The sequence below is a fragment of the Actinomadura luzonensis genome (assembly GCF_022664455.2).
Taxonomy (GTDB): domain Bacteria; phylum Actinomycetota; class Actinomycetes; order Streptosporangiales; family Streptosporangiaceae; genus Nonomuraea; species Nonomuraea luzonensis.
On record NZ_JAKRKC020000001.1, the window covers coordinates 5,841,559 to 5,867,808 of the forward strand.

The 26,250-nt window shown below is 72.4% G+C and carries 24 protein-coding genes; 10 read left to right on the forward strand and 14 right to left on the reverse strand.

Annotation, left to right across the window (positions count from 1 at the left end; genetic code table 11):
- Positions 1 to 66: 66 nt before the first annotated feature.
- Positions 67 to 588, forward strand: coding sequence for an ArsR/SmtB family transcription factor (locus MF672_RS27705; RefSeq protein ID WP_242375879.1), 522 nt, complete (start codon positions 67 to 69; stop codon positions 586 to 588).
- 31 nt (positions 589 to 619) lie between these two features.
- Here MF672_RS27705 and valS read toward each other — a convergent pair whose 3' ends face one another.
- Positions 620 to 3,100: a valine--tRNA ligase gene (valS, locus tag MF672_RS27710; protein ID WP_242375880.1), complete on the reverse strand. Its 2,481-nt coding sequence runs from the start codon at positions 3,098 to 3,100 to the stop codon at positions 620 to 622.
- Between the two features lie 107 nt (positions 3,101 to 3,207).
- On the opposite strand from valS, the gene MF672_RS27715 reads away from it, so the two are divergent.
- Complete coding sequence (locus tag MF672_RS27715) at positions 3,208 to 3,492, forward strand: DUF4235 domain-containing protein (RefSeq protein WP_242375881.1); 285 nt, start codon at positions 3,208 to 3,210, stop codon at positions 3,490 to 3,492.
- Here the strand turns inward: MF672_RS27715 and MF672_RS27720 are convergent.
- The 5 genes from MF672_RS27720 to paaN all read right to left on the reverse strand — a co-directional run bounded on the left by MF672_RS27720 (position 3,425) and on the right by paaN (position 10,014).
- A complete protein-coding gene (locus MF672_RS27720) occupies positions 3,425 to 4,858 on the reverse strand; it encodes an alpha,alpha-trehalose-phosphate synthase (UDP-forming) (protein WP_242375882.1) in 1,434 nt (477 codons plus the stop codon). The two genes, MF672_RS27715 and MF672_RS27720, sit on opposite strands and share 68 nt — an antisense overlap.
- 20 nt (positions 4,859 to 4,878) lie before the next feature.
- Positions 4,879 to 6,417 (reverse strand): FAD-dependent monooxygenase, encoded by a 1,539-nt coding sequence (locus tag MF672_RS27725; RefSeq protein ID WP_242375883.1) that lies wholly within the window; start codon positions 6,415 to 6,417, stop codon positions 4,879 to 4,881.
- Positions 6,414 to 7,361 carry an MBL fold metallo-hydrolase gene (locus tag MF672_RS27730; RefSeq protein ID WP_242375884.1) on the reverse strand — a complete coding sequence of 316 codons (948 nt, stop codon included), beginning with the start codon at positions 7,359 to 7,361 and terminating at the stop codon, positions 6,414 to 6,416. The genes MF672_RS27725 and MF672_RS27730 overlap by 4 nt, the downstream gene beginning before the upstream one ends.
- Before the next feature lie 13 nt (positions 7,362 to 7,374).
- Positions 7,375 to 8,184, reverse strand: coding sequence for a 3-hydroxyacyl-CoA dehydrogenase family protein (locus MF672_RS27735; RefSeq protein ID WP_302893268.1), 810 nt, complete (start codon positions 8,182 to 8,184; stop codon positions 7,375 to 7,377).
- A 183-nt stretch (positions 8,185 to 8,367) separates the two neighbouring features.
- On the reverse strand, positions 8,368 to 10,014 hold the full coding sequence (gene paaN / locus MF672_RS27740; RefSeq protein ID WP_242375885.1) for a phenylacetic acid degradation protein PaaN: 1,647 nt from the start codon (positions 10,012 to 10,014) through the stop codon (positions 8,368 to 8,370).
- Positions 10,015 to 10,160: 146 nt separating this feature from the next.
- On the opposite strand from paaN, the gene paaK reads away from it, so the two are divergent.
- Complete coding sequence (paaK, locus tag MF672_RS27745) at positions 10,161 to 11,462, forward strand: phenylacetate--CoA ligase PaaK (protein WP_242375886.1); 1,302 nt, start codon at positions 10,161 to 10,163, stop codon at positions 11,460 to 11,462.
- A gap of 4 nt (positions 11,463 to 11,466) precedes the next feature.
- Positions 11,467 to 12,051 (forward strand): TetR/AcrR family transcriptional regulator, encoded by a 585-nt coding sequence (locus MF672_RS27750; RefSeq protein WP_242375887.1) that lies wholly within the window; start codon positions 11,467 to 11,469, stop codon positions 12,049 to 12,051.
- A gap of 6 nt (positions 12,052 to 12,057) precedes the next feature.
- Here MF672_RS27750 and MF672_RS27755 read toward each other — a convergent pair whose 3' ends face one another.
- The 4 genes from MF672_RS27755 to MF672_RS27770 all read right to left on the reverse strand — a co-directional run bounded on the left by MF672_RS27755 (position 12,058) and on the right by MF672_RS27770 (position 15,486).
- Positions 12,058 to 12,855: a hypothetical protein gene (locus MF672_RS27755; protein ID WP_242375888.1), complete on the reverse strand. Its 798-nt coding sequence runs from the start codon at positions 12,853 to 12,855 to the stop codon at positions 12,058 to 12,060.
- 80 nt (positions 12,856 to 12,935) lie between these two features.
- Positions 12,936 to 13,235, reverse strand: a complete 300-nt coding sequence (locus MF672_RS27760; protein ID WP_020542847.1) for a DUF4193 domain-containing protein — start codon at positions 13,233 to 13,235, stop codon at positions 12,936 to 12,938.
- 308 nt (positions 13,236 to 13,543) lie between these two features.
- Positions 13,544 to 14,794 carry a sensor histidine kinase gene (locus MF672_RS27765; protein ID WP_242375889.1) on the reverse strand — a complete coding sequence of 417 codons (1,251 nt, stop codon included), beginning with the start codon at positions 14,792 to 14,794 and terminating at the stop codon, positions 13,544 to 13,546.
- A 38-nt stretch (positions 14,795 to 14,832) separates the two neighbouring features.
- Positions 14,833 to 15,486, reverse strand: coding sequence for a response regulator transcription factor (locus MF672_RS27770; protein WP_020542845.1), 654 nt, complete (start codon positions 15,484 to 15,486; stop codon positions 14,833 to 14,835).
- A gap of 233 nt (positions 15,487 to 15,719) precedes the next feature.
- Here MF672_RS27770 and MF672_RS27775 point away from each other — a divergent pair, with 233 nt between their 5' ends.
- Complete coding sequence (locus tag MF672_RS27775; RefSeq protein ID WP_242375890.1) at positions 15,720 to 15,884, forward strand: hypothetical protein; 165 nt, start codon at positions 15,720 to 15,722, stop codon at positions 15,882 to 15,884.
- 108 nt (positions 15,885 to 15,992) lie between these two features.
- Here the strand turns inward: MF672_RS27775 and MF672_RS27780 are convergent, their stop codons facing one another.
- A complete protein-coding gene (locus tag MF672_RS27780) occupies positions 15,993 to 16,781 on the reverse strand; it encodes an inositol monophosphatase family protein (RefSeq protein ID WP_242375891.1) in 789 nt (262 codons plus the stop codon).
- Positions 16,781 to 18,787, reverse strand: a complete 2,007-nt coding sequence (locus MF672_RS27785; protein ID WP_407654744.1) for a S9 family peptidase — start codon at positions 18,785 to 18,787, stop codon at positions 16,781 to 16,783. The genes MF672_RS27780 and MF672_RS27785 overlap by 1 nt, the downstream gene beginning before the upstream one ends.
- Positions 18,788 to 18,813: 26 nt before the next feature.
- Here MF672_RS27785 and MF672_RS27790 point away from each other — a divergent pair, with 26 nt between their 5' ends.
- Entirely contained in the window at positions 18,814 to 19,758 is a 945-nt protein-coding gene (locus MF672_RS27790) for a ferrochelatase (RefSeq protein WP_242375893.1), read from the forward strand.
- Here MF672_RS27790 and MF672_RS27795 read toward each other — a convergent pair.
- Entirely contained in the window at positions 19,749 to 20,987 is a 1,239-nt protein-coding gene (locus MF672_RS27795) for a lytic transglycosylase domain-containing protein (RefSeq protein WP_242375894.1), read from the reverse strand. The genes MF672_RS27790 and MF672_RS27795 overlap by 10 nt on opposite strands.
- A 92-nt stretch (positions 20,988 to 21,079) precedes the next feature.
- On the opposite strand from MF672_RS27795, the gene MF672_RS27800 reads away from it, so the two are divergent.
- From MF672_RS27800 to MF672_RS27810, 3 genes are read left to right on the forward strand one after another with little or no spacing between them, the layout of a single operon-like run.
- Positions 21,080 to 22,282 (forward strand): MFS transporter, encoded by a 1,203-nt coding sequence (locus tag MF672_RS27800; protein ID WP_242375895.1) that lies wholly within the window; start codon positions 21,080 to 21,082, stop codon positions 22,280 to 22,282.
- Positions 22,283 to 22,336: 54 nt separating this feature from the next.
- Positions 22,337 to 23,071, forward strand: a complete 735-nt coding sequence (locus tag MF672_RS27805; protein ID WP_242375896.1) for a polysaccharide deacetylase family protein — start codon at positions 22,337 to 22,339, stop codon at positions 23,069 to 23,071.
- Positions 23,072 to 23,124: 53 nt separating this feature from the next.
- Positions 23,125 to 24,402, forward strand: coding sequence for a D-arabinono-1,4-lactone oxidase (locus MF672_RS27810; RefSeq protein ID WP_242375897.1), 1,278 nt, complete (start codon positions 23,125 to 23,127; stop codon positions 24,400 to 24,402).
- Here MF672_RS27810 and MF672_RS27815 read toward each other — a convergent pair.
- A complete protein-coding gene (locus MF672_RS27815; RefSeq protein WP_242375898.1) occupies positions 24,368 to 25,132 on the reverse strand; it encodes a hypothetical protein in 765 nt (254 codons plus the stop codon). The genes MF672_RS27810 and MF672_RS27815 overlap by 35 nt on opposite strands.
- A 113-nt stretch (positions 25,133 to 25,245) precedes the next feature.
- On the opposite strand from MF672_RS27815, the gene MF672_RS27820 reads away from it, so the two are divergent.
- Positions 25,246 to 26,193 carry a protease inhibitor I9 family protein gene (locus tag MF672_RS27820; RefSeq protein WP_242375899.1) on the forward strand — a complete coding sequence of 316 codons (948 nt, stop codon included), beginning with the start codon at positions 25,246 to 25,248 and terminating at the stop codon, positions 26,191 to 26,193.
- Positions 26,194 to 26,250 lie beyond the last annotated feature (57 nt).

Sequence of the window (26,250 nt, forward strand, 5' to 3'; positions counted from 1 at the left end):
CTCCCCGACCGATCGAGAAAAGTCAATCGGTGAGCGGCGGCCCGCGGGCCACTAGGGTGGCCGTCCATGATGGGCACCACACGCCGCCCCGCCACCGAGGCCGAGGCCCGCGCGCTGGCCTCCGCCGTCCGGCTGCGCATCCTGCGCCTCTGCCTGGACCAGGCGCTGACCAACAAGGAGATCGCCGGCCGGCTCGGCGCCAACCCGGCGACCGTCCTGCACCACGTGCGCAAGCTCGTCGACACCGGGTTCCTCGCCGCCGGGCCGAGCCGGCCCGGGCCGCGCGGCTCCACCGAGATCCCCTACCGGGCCACCGGCAAGTCCTGGGAGATGGACGTGCGCGAGAGCGGCGTGCGCGGCACGAACGCCGCCATGCTGGACGCGTTCCTGGAGGAGATCAGGCTGATCGGCCCCGAGGAGGCCGACCTCACCCGGCTCGGGCTGCGGCTCGACGCCGCGGGGCTGGCCGAGCTGCGGCGGCGGCTGCAGGAGGTGTTCGACGACTTCGCCGGCCGCCGCCCGCCGCCGGACGGCGAGGCGTACTCGTTGTTCCTGGCCCTGCACCGGGACGTCGCCCGCGAGAGGTGAGAGGGGCGGCGGCCCCCCTCACCCCGGAAGGTCAGCCCAGCTCGACGCGCACGTCGAGCTCGTCGCCGTGGCCGAGCACGAACTCCTCGACGTTGCCCGCCGCGCACAGGTCGTCCTGCGCCTGCCGCACCAGGTCCGCCTCCGGCCCGGTGACGGTCAGCCGCGCCACCTCGGCGCGCATCGACAGCTTGGCCTCCGACTTGGCCTTGCGCACCCGCCCCAGCACCTCGGCGGCCACGGCCAGCACCGCCGGGTTGCCGTCGCCGCGCGCGGGGGCCGGCCAGGGGGCCCGGTGCACCGAGCCCTCCCGCCACCACGACCAGACCTCCTCGGTCACGAACGGCAGGAACGGCGCGAACAGCCGCAGCAGCGTGTCGAGCGCCTGCCGCAGCGCCGCGTGCGCCGAGCGCGCGCCCGCCGACGACTCCTCGTAGGCGCGGGCCTTGACCAGCTCCAGGTAGTCGTCGCAGAACGCCCAGAAGAAGCGCTCGGTGCTCTCCAGCGCCCGGGTGTGGTCGTAGGCGTCGAACGCCTCGGTGGCCTCGCGCGCCACGTCGGCCAGCGCCGCCAGCATGGACCGGTCGAGCGGCTCGCTCACCTCGCCGTCCGCGCCGGCGAGGCCCAGCACGAACTTCGAGGCGTTGAGGATCTTGATGGCGAGCCGCCGGCCGATCTTGAGCTGCCCCGGGTCGAAGGCGAAGTCGACGCCGTAGCGGCCGCTCGCCGCCCAGTAGCGCACGGCGTCGGAGCCGTGCTGCCGCAGCAGGTCGAGCGGGGTGACGACGTTGCCCTTGGACTTGGACATCTTCTTGCGGTCGGGGTCGAGGATCCACCCGGAGATCGCGACGTCGCTCCACGGCAGCCGGCCGAACTCCAGGTGCGAGCGCACCACGGTGGAGAACAGCCAGGTGCGGATGATCTCGTGCGCCTGGGGCCGCAGGTCGGCCGGGTAGACCCGCTGGAACAGCTCGTCGTCGCTGCCCCACCGGCCGGCGATCTGCGGCGTGAGCGACGAGGTCGCCCAGGTGTCCATGACGTCGGGATCGGCCGTGAAGCCGCCGGGCACGCCCCGCTGCTCCTCGGTGTAGCCGGGCGGCACGTCCGAGGACGGGTCGACCGGCAGCGCGTCCTCGGCGGGCAGGATCGGCGCGTCGTGGACCGGCTGCCCCGCCTCGTCGAGCGGGTACCAGACCGGGAACGGCACGCCGAAGAAGCGCTGGCGGGAGATCAGCCAGTCGCCGGTCAGGCCCTCGACCCAGTTGTCGTAGCGCACCCGCATGTGCGGCGGGTGCCAGGTCAGCTCGGCGCCGCGCCCGAGCAGCCGCCGCCGCAGCTCCTCGTCCCTGCCGCCGTTGCGGATGTACCACTGGCGGGTGGAGACGATCTCCAGCGGCTTCTCGCCGCGCTCGTAGAACTTGACCGTGCGGGTGACGGGCCGGGGCTCGCCGTCGAGGTCGCCGGACTCGCGCAGCAGCTCCACGATGCGCTCGCGGGCGCTGTGCACGGTCTTGCCGGCCAGCTCCTTGTACGGCTCGGCGTCCACGCCCTCGGGCGGCTCGGGCAGCAGCCGCCCGTCCCAGCCGATGATCGAGCGGGTGGGCAGGCGCAGCTCGCGCCACCACGTGACGTCGGTGATGTCGCCGAACGTGCAGATCATCGCGATGCCCGAGCCCTTGTCCGGCTCGGCCAGGCGGTGCGCCAGCACCGGCACCTCGACCCCGAACAGCGGCGTCAGCACCGTGCTGCCGAACAGCGCCTGGTAGCGCTCGTCGTCGGGATGGGCGACCAGCGCCACGCAGGCGGGGATCAGCTCCGGCCGGGTCGTCTCGATCCAGACCGGCCCCCGCTCGCCGTAGAAGGAGACGCGGTGGAAGGCGCCCGGGTGCTCGCGGTCCTCCAGCTCGGCCTGGGCCACGGCGGTGCGGAAGGTGACGTCCCAGAGCGTCGGCGCCTCGGCCAGGTACGCCTCGCCGCGCCGCAGGTTGCGCAGGAACGCCCGCTGCGAGACCGCCCGCGCCTCGTCGCTGATCGTGGTGTAGAGCAGCGACCAGTCGACCGAGAGGCCGACCCGCCGCCACACCTCCTCGAAGGCCCGCTCGTCGAGCGCGGTGAGCTGGTGGCACAGCGCCACGAAGTTGCGCCGGGAGATCGGGATCTCGCGTTTGCCCGGCTTCTCCGGTGGAACGAAGTCCGGGTCGTAGGGCAGCGACGGGTCGCAGCGCACGCCGTAGACGTGCTGGACCCGCCGCTCCGTGGGCAGGCCGTTGTCGTCCCAGCCGATCGGGTAGAAGACCTCTTTGCCGATCATCCGCTGGTAGCGGGCCATGATGTCGGTGTGGGTGAAGGAGAAGACGTGGCCGACGTGCAACGACCCCGACACGGTCGGGGGCGGCGTGTCGATCGCGTAGACGCGCTCACGCGGCGCGGAGCGGTCGAAGCGGTAGGTGCCGTCGGCCTCCCAGCGGGCTACCCATACCTGCTCCAGGCCGTCGAGAGAGGGTTTCTCCGGCATGGATGCATGGCGTAGTCGCTGTTGAGTCATGCCTCCTTATGGTACGGCTTCGGGGCCTCCCAAGCGGTACAGACTAGTGTTCGTTACATATCAGGAAGGAGATCGGCATGGCGGATGACAAGCCGGACGTGACCTGGCGGATCATCGGCGGCCTGGTGGGGCTCGCGACGGGGTGGGCGGCGCGCAAGCTCCTCACCTACGTCTGGGTGAAGTCGACCGGCAAGGAGCCGCCCGTCGACACCGATGCACCCGAGGTCAGCCTGGCCGAGGCCATCGGGTACGCCGTGCTCATGGGCGTCGGCATGTCCGTGGCGCAGATCGTGGTCAACCGGACCGCCAGGAAGCGCTATGACGCATGGAAGGCTCTGCGCCAGGTGACTCCAGGGCAGTGAGGAACTCACTCGCCCAGCGGTCCACGTCGTAGGTGGCGACCCGGCGGCGCATCGTCCGCATCCGCCGGGCCAGCTCGTGCGGCGTGGCCCGCATGGCGGCCAGCATCTGGCGCTTGACGTCCTCCACGTCGTACGGGTTGACCAGGTACGCCTGGCGCAGTTCGTCGGCGGCCCCGGCGAACTCGCTGAGCACGAGCGCGCCGTTGAGGTCGTGGTGGCAGGAGATGTACTCCTTGGCCACCAGGTTCATGCCGTCGCGCAGCGGGGTGACCACCATGACGTCGGCGGCCAGGTAGAGCGCGGCCAGCTCCTCGTGGCCGTAGGACTGGTGGAAGTACCAGACCGGCTGGTAGCCGAGCGTGGCGTGCTCGCCGTTGATGCGCCCCACCTGCAGCTCGATGTCGTCGCGCAGGCGGCGGTACTCGTCCACCCGCTCCCGGCTCGGCGTGGCGATCTGCACGAACACCGCCTCGCCGGCGCGCAGCCGGCCGTCCTTGAGCAGCTCGCCGAAGCCCTCCAGGCGCTGCCCGATGCCCTTGGTGTAGTCGAGCCGGTCCACGCCCAGCAGCACGTGCTCGGGGTCGCCCAGCTCGGCCCGGATCTCCTTGGCCCGCGCCAGGATGTGCGGCTCGCGCACCAGCGAGTCGAGCTGCCCGAAGTCGACCGAGATCGGGAACGCCTGGGTGCGCACGACGCGGTCGTCCAGGAAGATCTCGTTCCCCTTGTACGGCAGCCCGAGCAGCCTGCGGCACAGCCGCCGGAAGTTGGAGGCCCCGCCCGGGAGCTGGAAGCCCACCAGGTCGGCCCCGAGCAGCCCTTCCACGAGGTCCTTGCGCCACGGCAGCCGCCAGAACAGCTCGACCGGCGGGAACGGGATGTGCAGGAAGAACCCGATCCGCAGGTCCGGCCGCAGCTTGCGGAGCATGGAGGGCACGAGCTGGAGCTGGTAGTCCTGCACCCAGACGACCGCCCCCTCCTCGGCGATCTCGGCCGCGGCGGCGGCGAAGCGCTCGTTGACCGCGCGGTAGGCGTCCCACATCTGGCGGTGGTAGACCGGCGGGGCGACGGCGTCGTGGTAGAGGGGCCACAGGGTGGCGTTGGAGAAGCCCTCGTAATAGAGCTCCACCTCCTCGGCCGACAGCGGCACGGGGATCAGGTTCATCCCGTCCTGCTCGAACGGCTCCAGCTTCTCGTCCGGCGCGCCGTGCCAGCCGGCCCAGGCTCCGTGGCGGCGCTGCATCACCGGGGCTATCGCGGTGACGAGCCCGCCGGGGCTCCTGCGCCACGAGGCCGTTCCGTCGGGCTCGATCGTCCTGTCCACCGGCAACCGGTTGGCGACGATCAGAAACGAACTCCGGCCAGTCACGCAGTCCCTCCTCTATGGGGTCATGTGTCAGGAGAGCCGCCCAGAGCACGGCTCACGGCGGCCGCCACCGACTCCGGACCCGCATGGGGGATGATGGCGGCGATGTGCGCGTCGGGCCTGATGAGCCATGCCTCATCGGGCCCGGCGCCGAGCCTTTCGGCGAGCGAGCCGGTTCCGTCCATCTCCGCGAGCCCGCGTACGGCGAGCGGCGCCGTAGTGACCTTGCCCAAGACCTGCACAAACAAACTCGAATCGCACATATCACCCAGGAGCACGAGGAATCCATCGCGGCACACCTCACGCAGCCGGCCGCCGGGAAGTGCGGCGTCGGGCAGGATCACGCCGGGCGCGGGCGGGCACGACGCGCCCTTCGGCGGCCGGCCGGCGAACGGGCGCGACGGCTCCGGCGTGGTCAGCGGCGAGTCGACGTACCAGAAGGGCTCGGCGAAACGGCCCGAGTCGACCTCGGCCACCCGGCCGCCCTCCAGCACGGCCCGCCGCCACATGCGCTCCTCGACGCTGCGCGGCGCGAGGAAGCGCATGGTCGCCCCCGTCACCTCCAGATTCTCGCGGGCGGCGGCGTGCCGCTCCACGTGGTAGGACTCCAGCAGGTCAGGGCCGGCCCACCCGTTGAGCACGAAGGCCAGCTTCCAGGCCGCGTTCTCGGCGTCCGGCACCCCCGAGTTGAGGCCGCGCGCCCCGAACGGGGCCACCAGGTGGGCGCAGTCGCCCGCCAGCAGCACCCGGCCGACGCGCATGCGGTCGGCCAGGCGGTGGTGGAAGCGGTAGGTGCTGTGCCACAGCAGCTCGTACGGCCGGTCGCCGATGATCTGCCGGATCCGGCGGGCGATGTCGGCCTCCGCCGGGATGAAGTCCGGCGCGATCTGCCAGTCGATCCGGAACGTCCCGCCCGGGCACGGATGGATCAGCACCTGGCGGCCCGGGTTCCAGGAGGGGTCGAAGTAGAAGCGCCGCTCGTCCTCCCAGCCCGGCAGGTCGGCCTTGACGTCGCAGATGAGGAACTGGTCGTCGAACGTCTCGCCGCCGAAGCGCAGGCCGAGCGCCTGCCGCAGCGGCTGCGCCCGCGCCCCGGCGCACAGCAGCGCGTACGGCGCCCGCAGCACCCGCTGCCCGCACCGCACGCTCACGCCCGAGGCGTCCTGCGTCACGTCCGTCACCTCGTGGCCCCAGCGCACCTCGACGAGCGGCTGGGCGGCCACGGCCGCGTCCAGGATCTGCTCCGTGCGGGACTGCGAGAGGTTCACGAACGGCGGCAGCGGCCCCTCCCGCTCGAACGTCCACGACGACAGCTCGCGGTCGCGGTAGTAGGTGCGGGCGGTCGTCCAGGTCACGCCCTCCTCGGCGATCCGGCCCGCGCCGACGGCCGTCCACACGTCGAGCACGTCGCGCTGCTGGCAGATCGAGCGCGAACCGGCCCCCTCCCGCTCCGGCCGCCGGTCCAGCACCAGCGTCTGGATGCCCCACCGGGCCAGCAGCGACGCCGCCGTCAGCCCCACGGGCCCGGCCCCCACCACGATGACCTGCGCTTCGGTGTTCACGACTGAAGCTCTTCCCACACCTCGCGGTCGCGTTCCGGGGTCCAGACCCGCGGCCGTGCGACGCCGTGCAGCTCGTCCCACAGCCGGGAGACGTTGAACGGCAGGCAGTGCTCGAAGATCGGCCACGAGCCGTAGCGGGGCGCGAGCGCCCGGTGCGTCCGCGCGAACGCCTCCTTCAGCGAGCCCGCGCCGCCGACCTCGCGCAGCATCACCTCCAGGAAGTCGCGGGTCTGGCCGATGGCCGCGGCCACGCCCGCCTGCCCCCTGGCCACCGCGCCCCTGCCGCCCACCAGCGTCTCCGCGCCGAACGACGCCACCCGGTCGAGCGTCGCCGAGGCCCACTCGCGGTGGAAGGCGTCGCCCGTGTAGAGGGCCGCCTGCGACTCCACCAGGTCGCCGGCGAACATGATCCGCTGCCGGGGCAGCCACGCCACCAGGTCGCCCTCGGTGTGGCCGCGCCCGCAGTGGGCCAGCACCAGGTCGCCCCTGCCGCCGCCGAGGTCGATGGTGAAGGTGTCGCTGAACGTCGCCGTCGGCCAGGTCAGGCCCGGGATCGAGGCGGGCTCCTTGAACAGGCGGGGCATGCGGGCGTACTCGCTGGCCCAGTCCTGCCGCCCGCGCTCGGCGATCAGCTCGCGGGTCTTGTCATGGGCGACGATCACGTCCGCGCCGAACGCCGACGCGCCCAGCACCCGCACCGCGTGGTAGTGCGACAGCACGAGGTACCTGACCGGTTTGCCGGTGTGCGCGCGCAGCCGGGCCAGCCACTCGCCGGCCGCCACCGGGGTGGCCAGCGCCTCGAAGCAGACCAGGAAGTCCTCGCCCTCGATCGCGCCCACGTTGGGGTCGCCCTCGGCGGTCAGCGCGTACACGCCGTCCGCGAGCATCTCCAGGGTCTGCCTCTTCTCGCCGAGATCGGCCGACGAGGCGAACGGCTTGGACATGATCCTCCTCCCGTCACCACTCGTAGAAACCCTTCCCGCTCTTGCGGCCCAGCTCCCCCGCGGCCACCTTGCGGCGCAGCAGCGCGGGCGGTTCGAAACGCGGGCCGAGACGGGCGTGCAGGTACTCGGCGATGGCCAGGCGCACGTCGAGCCCGACCAGGTCGCCGAGGCGCAGCGGGCCCATGGGGTGGCCGTAGCCGAGGGTCATGGCGGTGTCGATGTCCTCGGGCGTCGCGACGCCCTCCTCCACCATGCGGATCGCCTCCAGGCCGAGCAGCACGCCGAGGCGGCTGGTCGCGAACCCGGGCGAGTCGTGGACCACGACGGCCGTCTTGCCCAGGTGGTCGGCGTACCCGCGGGCCCGCTCCAGCACGGCGGGCGGGGTGACGTCGGTGACCACGATCTCGATCAGGCGCTGGACCGGGACCGGGTTGAAGAAGTGCAGGCCGATGAGGCGTTCCGGGCGGCTCAGGGCGGCGGCCAGCTCGCCGATGGACAGGGAGCTGGTGTTGGTGGCGAGGACGGCGTCCTCGCCGAGGCCCGCCTCGGCCGCCGCCAGCACCTCCACCTTCAGCGCCGGGTCCTCGGGGACGGCCTCGACGACCAGCTCGGCGTCCGGCGGGACCTTGCCCATGACGAGCCTGCCCAGGGCCTCGCGGCGGTCGGTCAGGCCTTTGGACTCGGCGATCGTCAGGCCCTCGGTGATGCGGCGGCGCGCGGCCTCCGCCTCCGGCTCCTGGACGGTGACGTGGTCGCCCCTGGTCAGGAACACCTGCGCGATCCCGCTGCCCATCCGGCCTCCGCCGATCACTGCCACCTTCACCCGGACCGCCTCCTCACCGTCGCCCACTTCCGTCCGTCCCCGGGAAGCCCTCCCCCACCGTCCCACTCCCACCCTCTGGGGAGGAGGGCCCTCACCCCCGCCCCGTCCCTCAGCAAGAAGGACGGAGGGACGGCGGGAGCCGGGGGCACGACGCCGCCCTTCGAGGGAGGGGCGGTCGGCGGGTCAGGTGGGGCGGCGGGACTGGACGATGGAGAAGCGGCCCGCGACGTAGCCCGGGTCGGTGAGGGACGCGGTGGCGGCCGGGTTGGCGCCGGTGCCGTGGTAGTCGCTGAAGGCGGCCGACTGGTTGACGAAGACGCCGCCGGTCAGGTTGCACGACAGGTTGACCCCGGCGTCCAGGGCGGCCCGTTCGGCGTCGTCGAGCACCTGCGGCGAGGTGGAGTAGACGGACGCGGTGAGCGCGCCCCGGGCCTTGACGGTGCGGCGCAGCAGGTCGAGGCTCTCCCCCGTGGACGCCGTCGGGATCAGGAACGACACCGGCCCGAAGCACTCGCGCCCGTACACGTCCTCGTCGGCGGCGGCCACGCGCACGATCGCCGGCGTACGCACGACCGCGTCCGGGAACGCCGGGTGCCGGATCGCCCGCGGCTCCAGCACCGTCTCCCCCAGCTCTCCGGCGGACTCCACCCGCGCCAGCACGCCGGGGTTGACGATCGCCCCGGTCAGCTCGACCGCCTTGGCGTCGTCGCCGAGCAGCCGCCCGACGGCCCCGGCGAGCCCTTCCGCGACCTCCTCGAAGCTCTTGTGCCCTTCGTCGGTCTCGATGCCGCCGGCCGGGACGAAGACGTTCTGCGGCGCGGTGCACATCTGGCCGCTGTAGAGCGACAGCGAGAACGCCAGGTTGGCGAGCATGCCGCGCCACGACCCGGTGGAGTCGATCACGACCGCGTTGACCCCGGCCTTCTCGGTGTGCACCAGCGCCTGGCGGGCGTTGCGCTCCAGCCAGTCGCCGAACTCGGTGGAGCCGGTGTAGTCGACGATCCGCACCGCCGGGTGCGTGGCGAGGGTCTTGGCGAGCCCCTGCCCCTCCTCGGCGGCCAGGGACACGAGCGCCGGGTCGAACCCGGCCTCGGCCAGCACCTCGCGCGCCACGAGCACGGTGATCGCGAGCGGCAGGATCGCCCGGGGGTGCGGTTTGACGATCACCGGGTTGCCGGTGACGAGCGAGGCGAACAGCCCCGGGTAGGCGTTCCAGGTGGGGAAGGTGTTGCAGCCGATGACCACGGCCACGCCCCGGGGCACGACGGTGAAGCGCTTGTCCATGACCAGCGGCTCGCCCTTGGCCGGCTTCTCCCAGTGGGCGCTCGCGGCCGAGGAGGTCATGGCGGCGAGCCCGTACGCGACGGCCTCGAGGGCGCGGTCCTGGGCGTGCGGCCCGCCGGCCTGGAAGGCCATGACGAACGCCTGCCCGGTGGTGTGCTGCACCGCGTGCGCGAGCTCGAAGCTGCGCCGGTTGATCCGGTTGACGATCTCGACGCAGGTCAGCGCGCGGGCCTCGGGGCCGGCGTCACGCCAGGCGGGCATGGCCGCCCCGGCCGCCGCGATCAGCTCCTCGGCGATGGGCTCGGGGTAGGTGACGCCGAGGTCCATCCCGTACGGCGAGCGCTCCGCGCCGATCCACGAGCCGGTGCCCGGCTGCTCCAGCGGGAACGGCTTGCCGAGGTAGGACTCGAACGCTTCCTTGCCGCGCTCGGCCGCCCCTTCGCCGTACACGCGCGGGCTGGGCGACTCGGGGTAGGCGCTCCAGTAGCCACGCGCGGCGATGGCGGCCAGGGCCTTCTCCAGGGTGTCACGGTGCTGTTCGAACATGCTTGCTCACCCTCTTGACAGGGATCGGCCGGACGGTGAAGTGTTTACCGAACATTCGGTCAGTTGACAAGGGAGACCTGCCGTGGAGAGCGCGCGTCGCACGATGGACGCCGACACCGCCTCCGCGGCCGGAGCCGGGAGTTGCGATGAGACTGGCGGACCCCCCGAGACCCGACGAGCTCGACCCGGTCGAGCGGGTCTCCCGCGACGAGCTGATGGCGCTGCAGCTGGAGCGCCTGCGGTGGACGCTGAGCCACGCCTACGACAACGTCCCCTTCTACCGCCGCCGCTTCGACGAGGCCGGCGTGCATCCGGGCGACTGCAAGGAGCTGTCCGACCTGGCGGGTTTCCCGCTCACCACGAAGCAGGACCTGCGCGAGAACTACCCGTTCGGCATGTTCGCCGTGCCCCGCTCGCGGATCGCCCGGCTGCACGCCTCCAGCGGCACCACCGGGCAGCCGACCGTGGTCGGCTACACCAGGGGCGACCTCGACGTGTGGGCCGACGTCATGGCCCGCTCGATCCGCGCCTCGGGCGGCCGGCCCGGCGACGTGGTGCACGTGGCCTACGGCTACGGGCTGTTCACCGGCGGGCTCGGCGCCCACTACGGGGCCGAGCGGCTGGGCTGCACGGTGGTGCCGGCCTCGGGCGGCATGACGCCGCGCCAGGTGCGGCTGATCACCGACCTGCGGCCGGACATCGTCATGGTGACGCCGACGTACATGCTGGCCCTGCTGGACGAGTTCGCCGCGCAGGGGCTCGACCCGCGCGCGTCGTCGCTGCGGATCGGCGTCTTCGGCGCCGAGCCGTGGACCGAGCGGATGCGGGCCGAGATCGAGGACGCCTTCGACCTGCACGCCGTCGACATCTACGGCCTGTCGGAGGTGATGGGCCCCGGCGTGGCCAACGAGTGCGTGGAGACCAAGGACGGGCTGCACGTCTGGGAGGACCACTTCTACCCGGAGACGGTCGACCCGTTCACCGGCGAGCCGGCCCCCGACGGCGGCGAGCTGGTGCTGACGAGCCTCACCAAGGAGGGCATGCCGGTCATCCGCTACCGCACCCGCGACCTGACCCGGCTGCTGCCGGGCACGGCGCGGCCGGCGTTCCGGCGCATGGAGAAGGTGACCGGCCGCACCGACGACATGATCATCCTGCGCGGCGTGAACGTGTTCCCGACGCAGATCGAGGAGCTGGTGCTGCGCGTGCCCGGCCTGGCCCCGCACTTCCAGCTCCACCTGTCGCGCCCGGAGCGGCTGGACGTCATGACGGTGCGGGTGGAGGCGCGGCCGGGCTTCACGGAGCGGGCCGGGGCGGCGGCGGCGCTGGCCGCGTCGGTGAAGGCGGGCGTGGGGGTGAGCGTCGAGGTCGACGTGGTGGATCCGGAGACGCTGGAGCGGTCGATGGGGAAGCTGAGACGAGTCATCGACAAACGTCCGGATAATTAGACATATGTCCAGCCCATCCCGCAGGCGCGGGCACGACCCGGAGTCCGTCCTGTCGATCGCCGTCGCCGTCTTCAACGAGCGCGGCTACGACGGCACCAGCATGGAGGACCTCGCCAGGGCGCTCGGCGTGACCAAGTCGGCGATCTACTACCACGTCCCCGGCAAGGAGCAGCTGCTCGCCCGGGCCCTCGACCGGGCCCTGGACGGGCTGTTCGAGCTGGCCGCCGACGAGCGGGCGGCCCGCGGCCCGGCCATCGACCGGCTGGAATGGGTGGTGCGGCGCAGCGTGCGGCTGCTGGCCGAGCGGCTGCCGTACGTGACGCTGCTGCTGCGGGTGCGCGGCAACAGCGCCACCGAGCAGGCGGCGCTGGCGCGGCGCAGGGAGTTCGACGCGTTCGTCAGCCACCTGGTCAAGGAGGCGGCGGCGGAGGGCGCGATCCGGCCCGACCTGGATCCGGCGCTGGTGACCCGGCTGCTGTTCGGCGCGGTCAGCTCGATCGCCGAGTGGTACCGCCCGGAGCGCGGCGCGTCGGCCGATGAGGTGGCCGACGCGCTCGTCACAATGGCGTTCGACGGTCTGCGGGGGTGAGCGGGCTCAGGTGGGCAGCTCGCCGCGTTTCGGCGCGGGGGGCAGCTTGCCGCGCAGGTCGTTGCGTATGGTCTCGCCGAGCTTCTTCGTCGCCACCCGGTTGAGCGCGCCGCCGGCCACCGCGCCGGTGAGGAACGGGCCGAACGTCGTCAGGTGGCGGCCGAGCGTCCGCATGAGGCGGTTGCGCAGGGCGGTCTTGGTGGCGGCGCCGAGCGCGAGCGACACGGACGCGGGGGCGAGGGGGTCGATCCCGCGTTGCCTGGCCCAGGCGGCGGTGAAGGCGATGGCGCGCTGGGCGCCGGTGCCGTGCACGCGCACGCCGTAGACCTCGTGCAGCTCGGCCAGCAGCTTGACCTCGATGGCCGCCACGACGATCGTCTCGGCGACGAGCTGGGCGGGGGCGGAGAGGAGGAGGGGTGGTGCGGCGAACTCGGCCGCCGCGAGCGCTCCGCCGATGGCGCCGACCGTCATCGTCGCCTTCTGGGCGGTGCGCACCAGGTCGTCGGCCAGTTGCTCACCGGTCATGCCGTGGTGGTGCTCGGAGAGGGTGTGCAGATCACGGATCGGGATGCGCGGCGCGATGTTGAGGAAGACGTCAGCCAGCCAGCGCCCGCGCCCGGCGCCGGACTCCTTCGCCTTCCTCGCCCCGGCGGACAACGCCTTGGCGAGCCGGCCGAGCAGCCTGCGCCGCTCGGCCGGCTCCAGCTCATCGGACGCGGTGAGCCTGCCTACGAGCTCGCCGACCTCCTTGTCGGGGTCGGCGATCTCGTCTCCTGGTTGACGATCTTTCTCCGGTACGGCCACGCGATGCCTCCGTCCTCATGGTCGCGACCTTCAGGGTTCGTCGGCTCGAAGTCTCGCTCTCGTACCCTGAGGCACGGCGATCAGGCGGCGCACTCCCGGCAGACCTGCTGGCCGTTCTTCTCCGAGGCCAGCTGGCTGCGGTGATGCACCAGGAAGCAACGCGAGCAGGTGAACTCGTCGGCCTGGCGGGGGATCACCCGCAGGGAGAGTTCCTCGTTCGACAGGTCGGCGCCGGGCAGCTCGAGCGACTCGGCGAGATCGGTCTCGTCGATGTCGATGCTGCCGGACGACTTGTCGGTGCGCCGCGCCTGGAGCTCCTGGAGGCTGTCCTCCCCCAGGTCGTCGTCCGTCTTGCGCGGGCTGTCGTAGTCGGTAGCCATTGTGCTTACTCCATCCCCCTCATCAATATGTCGGCGCGCTCGGTCGCGCGTCTTCTAACGTCCGGGAGGTCCATGTTGTGCCCGTTCCGCCGGGGAGATTTCCCATCGGTACCCCGCGGGAACGGACCACGAACCTCCCGACACGCCAGGGCCTGCTGCCGACGGCAATGGTTAGCCAAATATGGCGAAACCCACAGCCTTGGCGTCATGCACCACCGTGTTCGACGGCACATCCAACCACATGTGCGGCGTGAACGAGACGCCCCCCGTGCATCAACACGCGGACGAACGTCACGGAGCATCACGGGTCAGCCCTTCGGCAGCCGAATGGTCACCACAAGTCCTCCGCCATCCCTCGGCACGGCGGCCACATTTCCGCCGTGGGCCTGCACCACCGCACGGACGATGGACAACCCCAGACCCGATCCCTTGGCGGAGTCCACGCGGTCGGCGTGGAGCCTCCTGAACGGCTCGAACAGGCTGTTCACCTCGTACGCCGGGACGTGCTGTCCCGTGTTGGCCACCTGAACAACGACGGCACCGTCCACCATTCCCGTCCGGATCCAGACTTTTCCGTTTTCGGGAATGTTGTACTTGACCGCGTTCTCCAGCAGGTTGCCGACCGACCGCTCCAGGAGCACCGGATCGCCGACGGTAGGCGCACTGACCAGTTCGGTGCTGACGCTGACGCCGTGTTCCGCGGCGAACGGCGCGAGCTGTTCCACCGCCGTCTGCGCCACTTCCTGAACGTTGACCGGTTTGCGCACGGCGAGTTCGCGCTCGCTCCTCGCCAGCAACAGCAGACCCTCGATGAGCTTCTCGTTACGCGCGTTCACTTCGAGAAGGGTGCGCCCGAGCGCTTTGAGGTCCTCCGAAGCCTCGGGATCGGACAGGGCGATCTCCAGGACCGTCCGGTTAATCGTGAGAGGGGTTCGCAATTCGTGGGAGGCGTTGGCCACGAATCTGCGCTGAGTGTCGAAGGCGACGTTGAGCCGGGTGAGCATGGCGTCGAAGGTGTCGGCCAGCTCCTTCAGCTCGTCGTTGGGGCCCTCCAGGGCGATGCGCTGGTGGGCCAGCGTGCTCTCCGACAGGCGGCGGGCCGTGGCGGTCATCCGCGCCACCGGCCGCAGCACCCGGTCGGAGACGAAGTAGCCGATGATGAGCGACAGGATGCCCACCCCGACCAGCGACAGCACGGCGCTGCGCAGCAGGGCGTCCTGCGCGGCCGCGACCGCGCCCTGCCGGGCGTCGCGCCAGATCAGCTCGTCGCGCGGGGTGGACCAGTTGAGGTCGGGCCAGTTGCGGTCGATGGCGGTCGCGACAATCGAGTAGACCGAGAACAGCAGCACCACCGACGCCACGAAGACCAGCGCGCCGTAGGTGAGGGTCAGCCTCCAGCGGATGCTGACCTTCTCCGTGATCGACCGCATGCGGTCCTTCGGCGTGCGCGGGTCCACCGGCTGCCGCGGCGGGGGCGGGCCGTCCCAGACGGGCGGGCCGCTCGGCGGCGGCGCCTCCTGCACGCGCGTCGCCTTGCGCGACGAGTGCGGACTGATCATCGGATGCGTCGGCTCCGTACGGCGCTCTGCCCCGTCACTCACAATTTGTACCCAACCCCGGGCACAGTCTCGATCACTTGAGGCTCGCCCAGCTTCTTCCGCAGCGTCATCATGGTCACCCGGACCACGTTGGTGAAGGGATCGATGTTCTCGTCCCACGCCTTGTCCAGCAGGTCCTCCTGGCTGACGACGGCGCCCTCGGCGCGCATCAGCTCCTCCAGGACCGCGAACTCCTTCTTCGTCAGCACGACCTCCCTGCCGTCGCGCTCCACCAGGCGCTTGCCCGGGTCGAGCCGGATGCCGGACCGCTCCAGGACCGGCGGCAGGGCGGGCGCGGAGCGGCGGCCGAGCGCGCGCACCCGCGCCACCAGCTCGATGAAGACGAACGGCTTGGCGAGGTAGTCGTCGGCGCCGAGGCCGAGGCCCTCCACCTTGTCGTCCACGTCGCCCGAGGCGGTGAGCATCAGGATGCGCGAGGCGGTGCGCTGCTCGACGAGCCTGCGGCACACCTCGTCGCCGTGGACCACCGGCAGGTCGCGGTCCAGCACGATCACGTCATAGTCGATGTAGGAGGTCCGTTCGAGCGCGCCCCCGCCGTCGTAGGCGACGTCGACCGCCATGGCCTCGCGCCGCAGCCCCGTCGCGATCGCGTCGGCGAGCACCCGCTCATCCTCCACCACCAGCACGCGCACGCTGGAACACCTCTCTCCGTCTCCGGCCACTCATTGTCCCCACAGTGGCGATAAGCGCACGGTAAGGCATGTTCAGGCGTTGGTGACCAACAGGTGAGGCAGACGGCGGGGAAATTCATGTTTCGGAGGGGACCAGGCCGGGGTATGCCTGCGGGACACCCATTGCCAGGACATCGACCGGCAATGGGCGTACATCGCCCCCACACGGTACGAACCCCTAGAGAGTAGGTGAGATGGGCGAGTTCACCACCACGATCGAACACCGCCTCGACCAGGCTTACAAGGGCCTCCGGGAGGCCCGCAGCGCCGGCGACGACTACCTCGCCGACACGCTCACCGCCGAGATCGAGGACCTTCGCCGCCTGGCGGACGATCACGGCATCGCCCTGCCCAGCTGACTCGCGGCGGACGGCCGGAGCACGGCTCCGGCCGTCCGCGTCACCGTACCCGTCACCGTACCCGTCGCCGTCACCGTCGCCGTCACCGGGCGCGGGACGCCGGGAGGATCAGGCGTCGCGCTCGGGGTCCAGCGTCACGAGCAGGTCGTGCAGCTCCTCGAACAGGCCGGGAGCCGCGCAGAGCGCGAAGTCGGGGCTCACCGGCCGGCCGTTCAGCCCGCCGAGCCGGGCCCCCGACTCGGTCGCCACCAGGCCGGCGGCGCCGTAGTCCCACGGGTTGATGCCCCGCTCGTAGTACGCGTCCACACGCCCGGCCGCCAGCGAGCACAGGTCGATCGCGCACGAGCCGCCGCGCCGGATGTCGCGCACCCGCGGCAGCACCCCGGCCACCACCCTGCCCTGCACCGCCCGGCGGGCCTGCCCGTAGCCGAACCCGGTCGCCACCAGCGCCTGCGCCAGCGGCACGCCGGTGTTGCAGCGCAGCCGCGCGCCGCCGAGAAAGGCCCCCTCGCCCAGCGCGGCGGTGAAGACCTCGCCGCGCGCCGGGATGTTCACCACGCCGGCCACCACCCGGCCGCCGACCTCGACGGCGATCGACACCGCCCACTCCGGCAGCCCGTACAGGAAGTTGACGGTGCCGTCGATCGGGTCGACGATCCAGCGCACGTCGGACTCGCCCGGCGCCTCCCCTCCTTCCTCGCCGAGGATGCGGTCGCCCGGCCTGGCGGCCTCGATGCGCTCGCGGATGAGCTGCTCCGAGGCCGTGTCCAGGGCGGTGACCACGTCGGTGGGGCTGGACTTGGTCTCGACCACCGCCGACATCGTGGGCCGCTTGGCCAGCAGCATGTCGCCGGCCTCGCGGGCGATGTCCTCGGCGAGCCTCAGGAAGTCGTTCATCAGGCCACCGAGTCCGGGCGCTTCCACTCCTGGCCGAGCACGTGCTGAGCGAGGAAGGCGAGCACCGTCTCGTACCAGGCGACCGCGTTGCCGGGCTTGAGGATCCAGTGGTTCTCGTCGGGGAAGTACAGGAACTTCGACTCGACCTCGCTGCGGCGCAGGTCCCACCACAGCCGCAGGGCCTCGCCGATCGGCACCCGGTAGTCCTTGTCGCCGTGGATGACGAGCATCGGGGTGGTGATCCGGTCGAGGGCGCGGTGCGGCGACAGCAGGTCGTAGCGCTCGGAGCCGGGCGCGCCGAACTCGCGCTGCCAGTAGTGCGGGAAGTCGGTGGTGCCGGCGAACTGGTCGAGGTTCCACAGCGAGGCGTGGGTGACGATGGCCCGGTAGCGGTCGGTGTGGCCGGCCAGCCAGTTGGCCATGTAGCCGCCGAACGAGCCGCCCATCGCGCCGATGCGCTCGCTGTCGATGTCGTCCCTGGCCAGGGCGACGTCCACGATCGCGTCCAGGTCGGCCTGGGTGCGCGGGCCCCAGTCGCCCCAGCCGCGATCGATCATGTCCTGACCGTAGCCGGTGGACAGGCACGGGTCCGGCATCAACACGGCGTAACCGTGCTCGGCCATGATCCACGACTGCCAGCGCCACTGCCAGTCGTTCCAGGAGGCGACCGGGCCGCCGTGGATCCACAGCAGGAACGGCGCGGGGTTGTCGGCGGAGGCGCCCTCGGGGAGGACGAGCCAGCCGCGGATGGTCGCGCCGTCGTCGGCGGTGGCGGTGATCTCGGTGAGCGTGCCGGGCACCTCGGGGCGGGGCGCGGGCGAGGGCAGGTCGGTGATGCCGCCGGTCGCGACGTCGATCCTGGCGGGGGCGGGGGCCAGGTCGATCGCGCTGCGCAGCGCGTACAGGGTGGCGCCGTCGGCGGTGACGCTCAGCCCCGCGTACGCGGCGTCGTCGCCGGTGATCCTGCGCACCTCGCCGTCGAGCGGCACCTGGAAGACCGGGCGGCGGCCCTGGTGGTCGGCGACGACGTAGACGGCCGAGGAGTCGGGCGCCCACTCCACGCCGGAGGGGAACAGGTCGGGGGCGTAGCCGCGGCCCTCGCCGGTGGCCAGGTCGGCGATCCACAGCTCGCTGCGGGCCGAGACCTCCAGGGAGGTGAAACGGGCGCGGGAGCAGGCCACGCGGGTGCCGTCGGGGGAGACGGCGAGCGGCCCCTCGAAGTCGTGGCCCTCGTCGGTCAGCAGGGTGCGGCGCTCGCCGGTGGCCACGTCGATGACCACCAGGTCGGTGCGCATCTCGCCGCGCGGCAGGTCCACCCGCCAGGTGGCGACCACGCTCGCGCCGTCCGGCGTCAGCTCGAAGGCGGCGTCGCGGAGCGCCTCGCCGGCGTCGGGGGTCAGCTCGCGCACGTCCTCCAGCCGGTCGGGGCCGAGCCGGCCGGCGAACAGGCGGGGCCGGCCGGGGCCGAGGTCGTGGTCCCAGTAGCGGACCGGCGCGCCCTCGTGCAGGATCGCGCTGATGCCGGCGTCCTTGCGGGCCTTGCGCCGCTCCTCGTCGGCCGCCTCCTCGCCGTCGAGCACGTCGGCGGAGAACACCACCACGTCGCCGGCGGTGCGGAACGCGCCGATCCCGCCGGGCCGCGCGGCCACCTGGCGGGCCTCGCCGCCGCCGCGCGGCAGCAGCCACAGCGCCGCGACCTCGTCGCCGGCGTCCTTCGCCGTGGGGTCGGGGCGGGCGGAGGTGAACAGGACGTCGCCGGCGGCGGTGAAGAGGGCCTGCGACTCGCCCTTGGCGGAGCGGGTCAGCCGGCGCGGCTCGCCGTCGAGGGGCACGGCCCAGAGCGCGGTCCCGTACGACTTGCCGTCGGGGTTGAGAGACTGCACCGTGGAGACGAGCCCGGAGCCGTCGGGCGAGAGCCGCAGCGAGAGAACCCGGGGGATGGCCACATAGTCACGTATGTCGTTGAATGCGCTCACCCGATCGAACCTACCTCGCGCGGGAACCATCGACACTCTTGAATAGGGTGGTTCACGTGGGTAATTACGACGCTCTGCTGCTCCTGTCGTTCGGCGGCCCGGAGGGGCCGGACGACGTGATGCCGTTCCTGGAAAACGTCGTGCGGGGGCGCGGCGTGCCGCGCGAGCGGCTGCTCGAGGTGGCCGAGCACTACCAGGGCTTCGGCGGGGTCAGCCCGATCAACCAGCAGAACCGCGACCTCGTCGAGGCGCTGCGCCCGGTCCTCGACGTGCCCGTCTACTGGGGCAACCGCAACTGGCACCCGTTCGGTGAGGACACCGTCCGGCGGATGAAGGCCGACGGCGTCCGCAGGGCCGCCGTCTTCGCCACCTCCGCCTTCGCCGGCTATTCGAGCTGCCGGCAGTACTACGAGGACATCAAGCGCATCTCGGTCGAGGGCGGCCCCGAGCTGATCAAGATGCGGCACTTCGGCGACCACCCCGGCTTCGTGGCCGCGATGGCCGACCACACCCGCGCCGCGCTGGAGCGGCTCGGCCGCGACGACGCCCGCCTGGTGTTCACCGCCCACAGCGTCCCGGTCTCCATGGCCGAGACCGCGGGCCCCTCGGGCGGCCTGTACGAGGCCCAGCTGCGCCGCAGCGCCGAGCTGGTCAACCGGGCGCTCGGCCGCGACGAGCCGTGGGACCTGGTGTGGCAGTCACGCAGCGGCCCGCCGCAGGTGCCCTGGCTGGAGCCGGACGTCTGCGACTTCCTGCGCAAGACCGAGGCGCCCGCGGTGGTGCTGGTGCCGATCGGGTTCGTCTCCGACCACATGGAGGTCGTCTACGACCTCGACACCGAGGCCAGGGACGTCGCCGCCGAGCTGGGCCTGCCGCTGGAGCGGGCGGCCACGGCGGGCACCCACCCGCGGTTCGTGCGGATGGTGCGCGAGCTGATGGAGGAGCCTGAGCCGGTGCCCTGCCCGCTCACCTGCTGCCCCGCGCCCCGCCGTCACAGGTAGGCGCGGGCGTAGCCCTCGGCGATGCCCATGACCTTGTTCACGTAGTCCCACGAGTGGTTGTAGAACCAGATCGCCTTGCGCAGCTTCTCGCCGCCCTTGCCCGCGCCGTTGGCGCACAGGTAGCCGGCCGCGGCCGGCACGGCGTCGTACGGGCTCCAGATGTCGGCCTTGCCGTCGCCGTCGCCGTCCACGCCGTAGTGCTTCCACGTCGCGGGCATGAACTGCATGGGCCCGAGCGCGCCCGCGCTGGACGGGCCGTTGTTGCGGCCGTGGCCGCTCTCGACCTGGCCGATGGCGGCCAGCACCGTCCAGGACAGGCCGGGGCAGCGGGCGGCGGAGAGCTTGTAGAGGTCCAGGTAGCTGGCGGGGCGGCCGACGGCGACGTTGCGCGGGGTGCTCTGCCGGCCGGTGGCGGTCTGCTGCTTGGGGGTGCGCGCGGCGGCGTCCAGGACGGCGACCTGGGTGCCCTTGCCGAGCAGCTTGCGCACGGCGGTGTCGCTGATCTTGCCGGGTTTGCCGTGCAGCAGCACCGCGACGCCCGGCGCGAACCCCATCGCGCGGCCCAGGTCCGCGCCGACCAGGCCGTCCACGCCGGTGAGCCCGAGCGGGGCCGAGGCCGCCACGCGCAGCCTGGGGCCGCCGTCCACCTGGTACAGGGCGCCGGGCACGATGCCGTACCTGCGGGCCGCGCCCGCCTCGGCCACCAGCTCGCCCCTGGTCAGGGCGCTCCACACGGCCGGCTGGTCGGCGACCGCCTGCGGCGTCCACGAGCGGAACTGGACGGGGTCCACGGCCAGCAGGTTGAGCGGCGTGCCCGAGACCTTGACCTGGCCGGCGTCCACGACGACGGCCTTCTCGACGTGCTTGAGCGCGGCCAGCCTGAGCCGCGTCCGCTTCGAGACCTGCGCCGGGGCGATGGCGAGCACGCGCGGCGCGGTCACGGTCACGCCCGGGCCGCCCTCGCCGAACTCCTGGACGTGCTCGCTCGCCGGTTCGGCGGTGGGCACGAGCTGGTCGAGGCGGGGGGCGGTCGTGGAGCGCTGGGCCGGGCGGCGCGCGGGCCGGTCCGCGGGGTCCTGCGTGCCGGTCCCGGTGCCGGTCCCGGTGCCGGTCAGGGTGCCGGTCAGGTCGCCGTCGAGCAGCACGACGACGCCGCCTGTCGCGACCGTCACCACGACCACCGCGATGACCATGAGCATGACCGCACGGAAGGAGGGAAGACCGGACACTCGGGACACGTTAGCCCAGCCAACGGGGAAATCGCGTGCAATCCGGACATCGGTGCGCGATGATGGGCGGGCGTGAGTAAGGGGGAAACGGGGTGGTCGGGCCTTACCGGGGGTTGTTCGACGGGCCTGGCATCAAGGCGTTCGTGCTGGCCGGGTTCGTCGGGCGGATGCCGATGTCCATGCTGGGGATCGGGGTCGTCTTACTGATCTCCGGCGTCACCGGCTCCTACGCCACCGCGGGCGGCGTCGCCGCGGCCAGCAACCTGGCCTTCGCCGTCGGCGCGCCGCTGTCGGGGCGGCTGGTGGACCGGTTCGGGCAGAGCCGCGTCATCCCGCCGTTCGCCGTGGTCAACGCGCTCGCGCTGGCCGCGCTCATGGCGTGCACGCTCCTCGCGCTGCCCGAGTGGACCCTGTACCTGGCCGGCCTGGTCGTCGGCGGCACCTCGCTGTCGGTCGGCTCGCTGGTCCGTGCCCGCTGGTCGGCGATCCACGGCGGCTCGGCGCGGCTGCACACGGCCTTCGCCTTCGAGTCCGTCGTGGACGAGGTGGTCTTCGTCACGGGCCCGGCGCTGGTCACTTTGCTGGCCACGCAGTTCAACCCGTACATGGGGCTGGTGGCCGCGCTGGTCTTCATGGTCGCCGGCTGCCTGACGCTCGCGGCGCAGCGGCGCACGCAGCCGCCCGTCACCGAGCACCGCTCGGCGGGCGGGACGCCCATCCTGATCCCCGGCATCGCGCTGCTGTCGTGCGTCTACGTGGCGATGGGGTCGGTGTTCGGCTCCGTCGACCTGATCACAGTGGCCTTCGCCGAGGAGCAGGGGGTCAAGGGGGTCGCGGGGCTGCTGCTGGCCTCGTTCGCGGGCGGGTCGATGGTGTCGGGGCTGTGGTTCGGCTCGCGGCACTGGAAGATCCCGCTGCGGACGCGGTTCGTGCGGGCGCTGCTGGTGTTCGCGCTGGGGCTGCTGCCGATCTCGTTCATCGGGCAGGCGTGGCTGATGGCCGGGGCGCTGTTCCTGGCCGGCTTCGCCATCTCACCCACGCTCATCACCGGCTTCTCGCTGGTCGAGCGGCTGGTGCCGGCGTCGCTGCTGACCGAGGGCATGGCGTGGATCTCGACCGCGCTCGGCATCGGCGTGGCGGCCGGCGCGTGGGCAGGCGGGCACCTCACCGAGGCGGTCGGCGCGTCCGGGGCGTACGTCTTCGCCTTCGGCGCGGCGGCGCTGGGGCTCGTCGTCGGGATCGGAGGTTCGGGTTTGCTGAGACTTCCCGAGGCCGCTTCACCCGCGGAGAGCTGATCCGCTACCGTCGGGACATCCCTCGCAACATCCATCACAAATGGAAGCTTTTCTATGTCCCGACAACTCTCATCACTTCTGGCAATCGCGGCCGTCTGCGTCACCACCCTCGCTCCGCTGCCGGCGCAGGCGGCCACCACCCCGAAGAAGAAGGCCGCGGCCGTGGACTGCGAGCAGGTCAAGTGCATCGCGCTGACCTTCGACGACGGTCCGGGCAAGTACGCGGGCACGCTGCTGGACACGCTGAAGAAGTACGACGCCAAGGCGACGTTCTTCCTGGAGGGCCAGTACGCCAAGAGCCGCCCCCAGTACGTCAAGCGCATGGTCGCCGAGGGCCACGAGCTGGGCAACCACAGCTACTCCCACCCTGACTTCACCAAATCCGAGCCTGGGGCCATCAGGAACGAGATCCAGAAGACTCAGGACGCCGTCAAGAAGGCGGCGGGGGTGGAGCCCAAGCTGCTGCGGCCCCCGTACGGGCTGGCCGACCTCACGGTCTCCGACATCGCCGAGGAGTACGGCATGCCGATCATCCTCTGGACCGCGGGTTCGGAGGACTGGAGCAGCAAGAACGTCGAGGCGATCAAGAAGAAGACCCTCGAGGTGGCCAAGCCCGGCGGCATCATCCTCATGCACGACTGGGTGAAGCAGACCGTCGACGCCATGCCGTCGATCGTCAAGAGCCTGCAGAACAAGGGCTACCACCTGGTGACCGTCTCCGAGGTCGTCAAGGGCGAGAACCTCGAGCCCGGCGACATCTACCCGCTTCCTGCGGGCTGGGAGAACTGAGTATCGTTCGCGTCTGACGCGTTTTCGGTGCTCGCTCGCGGAGGGGCTGCTCGATGGTCTTCACGAACTGGGCGAGGAACCAGACCTGCAGCCCCGCCGAGGTCCGCGCCCCGGCGTCCGTCGCGGACGTCGTACGGGCCGTGCGCGACGCCGCCGCCTCCGGGCGGCGGCTCCGCATGGCCGGGACCGGCCACTCCTTCACCGGCGTCGCGCTCACCGACGGCATCATGCTGCGGCCCGGCGCGCTGACCGGCGTCGCCGCCTGGGCTGAGGACCAGGTCACGGTCCGCGCCGGCACCCCGCTGCGGGTGCTCAACGAGCTGCTGCACGAGCGCGGGCTCGCCCTCGCCAACATGGGCGACATCACCGAGCAGACCGTCGCGGGGGCCGTCCAGACCGGCACGCACGGCACCGGCCGCGACAGCGGCGGCCTGGCCGACCAGATCGCCGCGCTGGAGCTGGTGCTCGCCGACGGCACGGTCGCGACCGCCGTCCCCGGCGACGAGCTGTTCGACGCCGCCCGGGTCGGGCTCGGCGCGCTCGGCGTGCTGACCGCCGTGACCTTCCGGGTGGAGCCGGCGTTCCTGCTGCACCACCGGCGGCGCAGGATGCCGCTCAGCGACATCCTCGTCTCGCTCGACGAGCTGACCGCCGGCAACGAGCACCTCGACTTCTTCTGGCTGCCCCACACCGACGCGTGCCTGGTCAAGACCAACAACCGGCACCCGGGCCCGGCCCGGCCGCCCGGCGCCGTCAAGCACTGGCTGGACGCGGTCCTCCTGGAGAACACCCTGTTCGGGGCCGCCTGCGCGGTCGGCGCCCGCGCCCCCGGGCTCATCCCGCGCATCAACGCCGTCAGCGCGGCCGCGCTCGGCGACTCCGAGTCCGTCGACGTCTCCCACCGGGCGTTCACCGCCCGGCGCGACGTGCGCTTCCTGGAGATGGAGTACGCGGTGCCGCGCGAGCGGCTGGCCCAGGCGCTGCGCGAGACCCGCGACCTCGTCGAGCGGATGGACTGGCGGATCACCTTCCCGGTGGAGGTGCGGGTGACGCCGCCGAGCGACGCCTGGCTGTCCACGGCGTACGGGCGGGCGTCGGCGTACGTGGCCTGCCACGTCTACCGGCCGACGCCGAACCCCGCGTACTTCGAGGGCGTCGAGGAGATCATGACCCGGCTGGACGGGCGGCCGCACTGGGGCAAACTCCACACCAGGGACGCCGCCTACCTGGCCAAGGTCTATCCCCGCTTCGCCGACTTCACCGCGCTGCGCGACCGGCTCGACCCCGGCCGCCTGTTCACCAACGACTATCTGGACCGGGTGCTCGGCTAGGGGCCTGGGCGGCGTCGTCGCCGGTGGCCTGGTCGTCGGGGTCGGGCTGGTCCTGCGCCGGCTCGGAGGGCGCGGGCTCGCTCGGGGCGGGCGCGCTGGTGCCAGGGCCCCCGGTGGGCCGCGGGGTCACCGTGACCGTTGCCGTCACGGTCGGGGTGGGCTTCGGGGTCCGCGTGGCGGGCTGCGGCGTCGAGGACGGCGTCGGCGAGGGCGCAGGTCCGGGCGTGGCGTCGCGGCTCCCGCCGGTCTCCGGGGCCGTCCGCTCGACGGCGGGCGCCTGCTTGCCGCCGTCCGGGTCCTTGTGGTGCGGCGTACGGCCGGTGACCTGCTCGTGCACGGTCTGCTGGGCGGCCGCCTGATAGGTGAGGATGCTCCCCATGCTGACCGCGAACACCACGCCCGCGGCCACCGCCACCTTGCCCCAGGCGAGCCTCCTGCGCGGCAGCTCGACGGCCGGCATGACCAGCGTGGACCCGCCCTCGCGCGCCCCCGTCCCGTCAGGGGGCCGGACGACGGGGACCGCCTTCCGCCTGACCCGCTCCCCCGTCCGCTGGAGGTAGTGCGTGTAGATCGCGGTGCCCACCGTGCTGGCCACGCTGACCACCGCCGCGCCGATCACCGTGCCGGCCACGCCCAGATAGGAGGCGGCCACGGCGGCCGTCACCGCGGCCAGGGCGCTCCCCAGGATCTGCGGCACGCTCAGCTCGTACCTCTGCTGCTCGCCGCCCATCCCTCGGCTCAGTCCCCTCTCGTCCTGTGTTCGGTAAAGACCTGTCTCGTGAATAGACGAGACCGCGTGTCCTGTTGTTCCTGTGACCTGCGCGACAGGCACCCTCGTAGCTCGTGCCCCGACGACTCGGCCTGCCCTCCGTGTACCTGGCCGCGGCCGCGGCGACGGCCGCCGCGACCGCCGTACCCCTGGCCATGACGCCCGCCTCCGGCCTCACCGTGCGCCCCGCCGTCACCGAACCGACCCGGCCCTACGTCGTCGTCGCGCGCGGCCGTGCGGCCGCCCGCGATCTCGTCGGCGAGGTGCGCTGGCGGGTGCGGCGCTACTACACCGCGGCACTGCCCGGGTTCGCCACGTTCCTGACCGCGGGCGAGCTGGCGGCGCTGCGCGCCGACCCCCGGGTGCGCGCCGTCGAACCCGACCGGCAGATCCACCCTATGCCGGTACGCCCTCCCGCCCGGCCTCTCACCGGGCCCGCCACAGGCGCCGGGACCACGATCTTCCTGGTCGACAGCGGTGTCGACGCCCAGCGAGCGGAGTTCGGCGACCGGGCGTGGCGAGCCTTCGACGCCACCGGCGGCGCCGGCCGGGACTGCACCGGCCACGGCACCCGGATCGCCGGCCGCGCGCACGCCGCCGCGCCCGCCGCCGGGATCGCCTCGGTGCGGGTGCTCGGCTGCGGCGGGCCGGGGTCGCTGGCCGACCTGCTCGCGGGCCTGGACTGGATCCGCAGGCACGCGCGCGGGCCGTCCGTCGCCGTGCTCCCGGTGGACGGGGCCGGCTCCCCCGCCCTCGGCGCCGCCGTGCGCTCCCTCGTGCGCTCCGGCGTGTTCGTCGTGGGCGCGGGGGACGCGGGCGGGTGCCGGATCGGGCCGGGCGGGGCGGCGTACACGGCCGCCGTCCCGCACCTCGCGGCGGCCGCCGCGCGGCGCCTCGAGGACACCCCCGGCGCGAACCCGGCCATTCTCGCGTCTCTGCTCAACTGCACCATCGCCCGCGACGCGATTCGCCAGAACCCGTCGAGGGCCCTTAACCTCCTCATGCACAGCGGCGGGCTCTAGAGGGATGGATTCGACAAATGTGACCGGCGTCACAACGCCCCTTGGCTATCCCAGGAA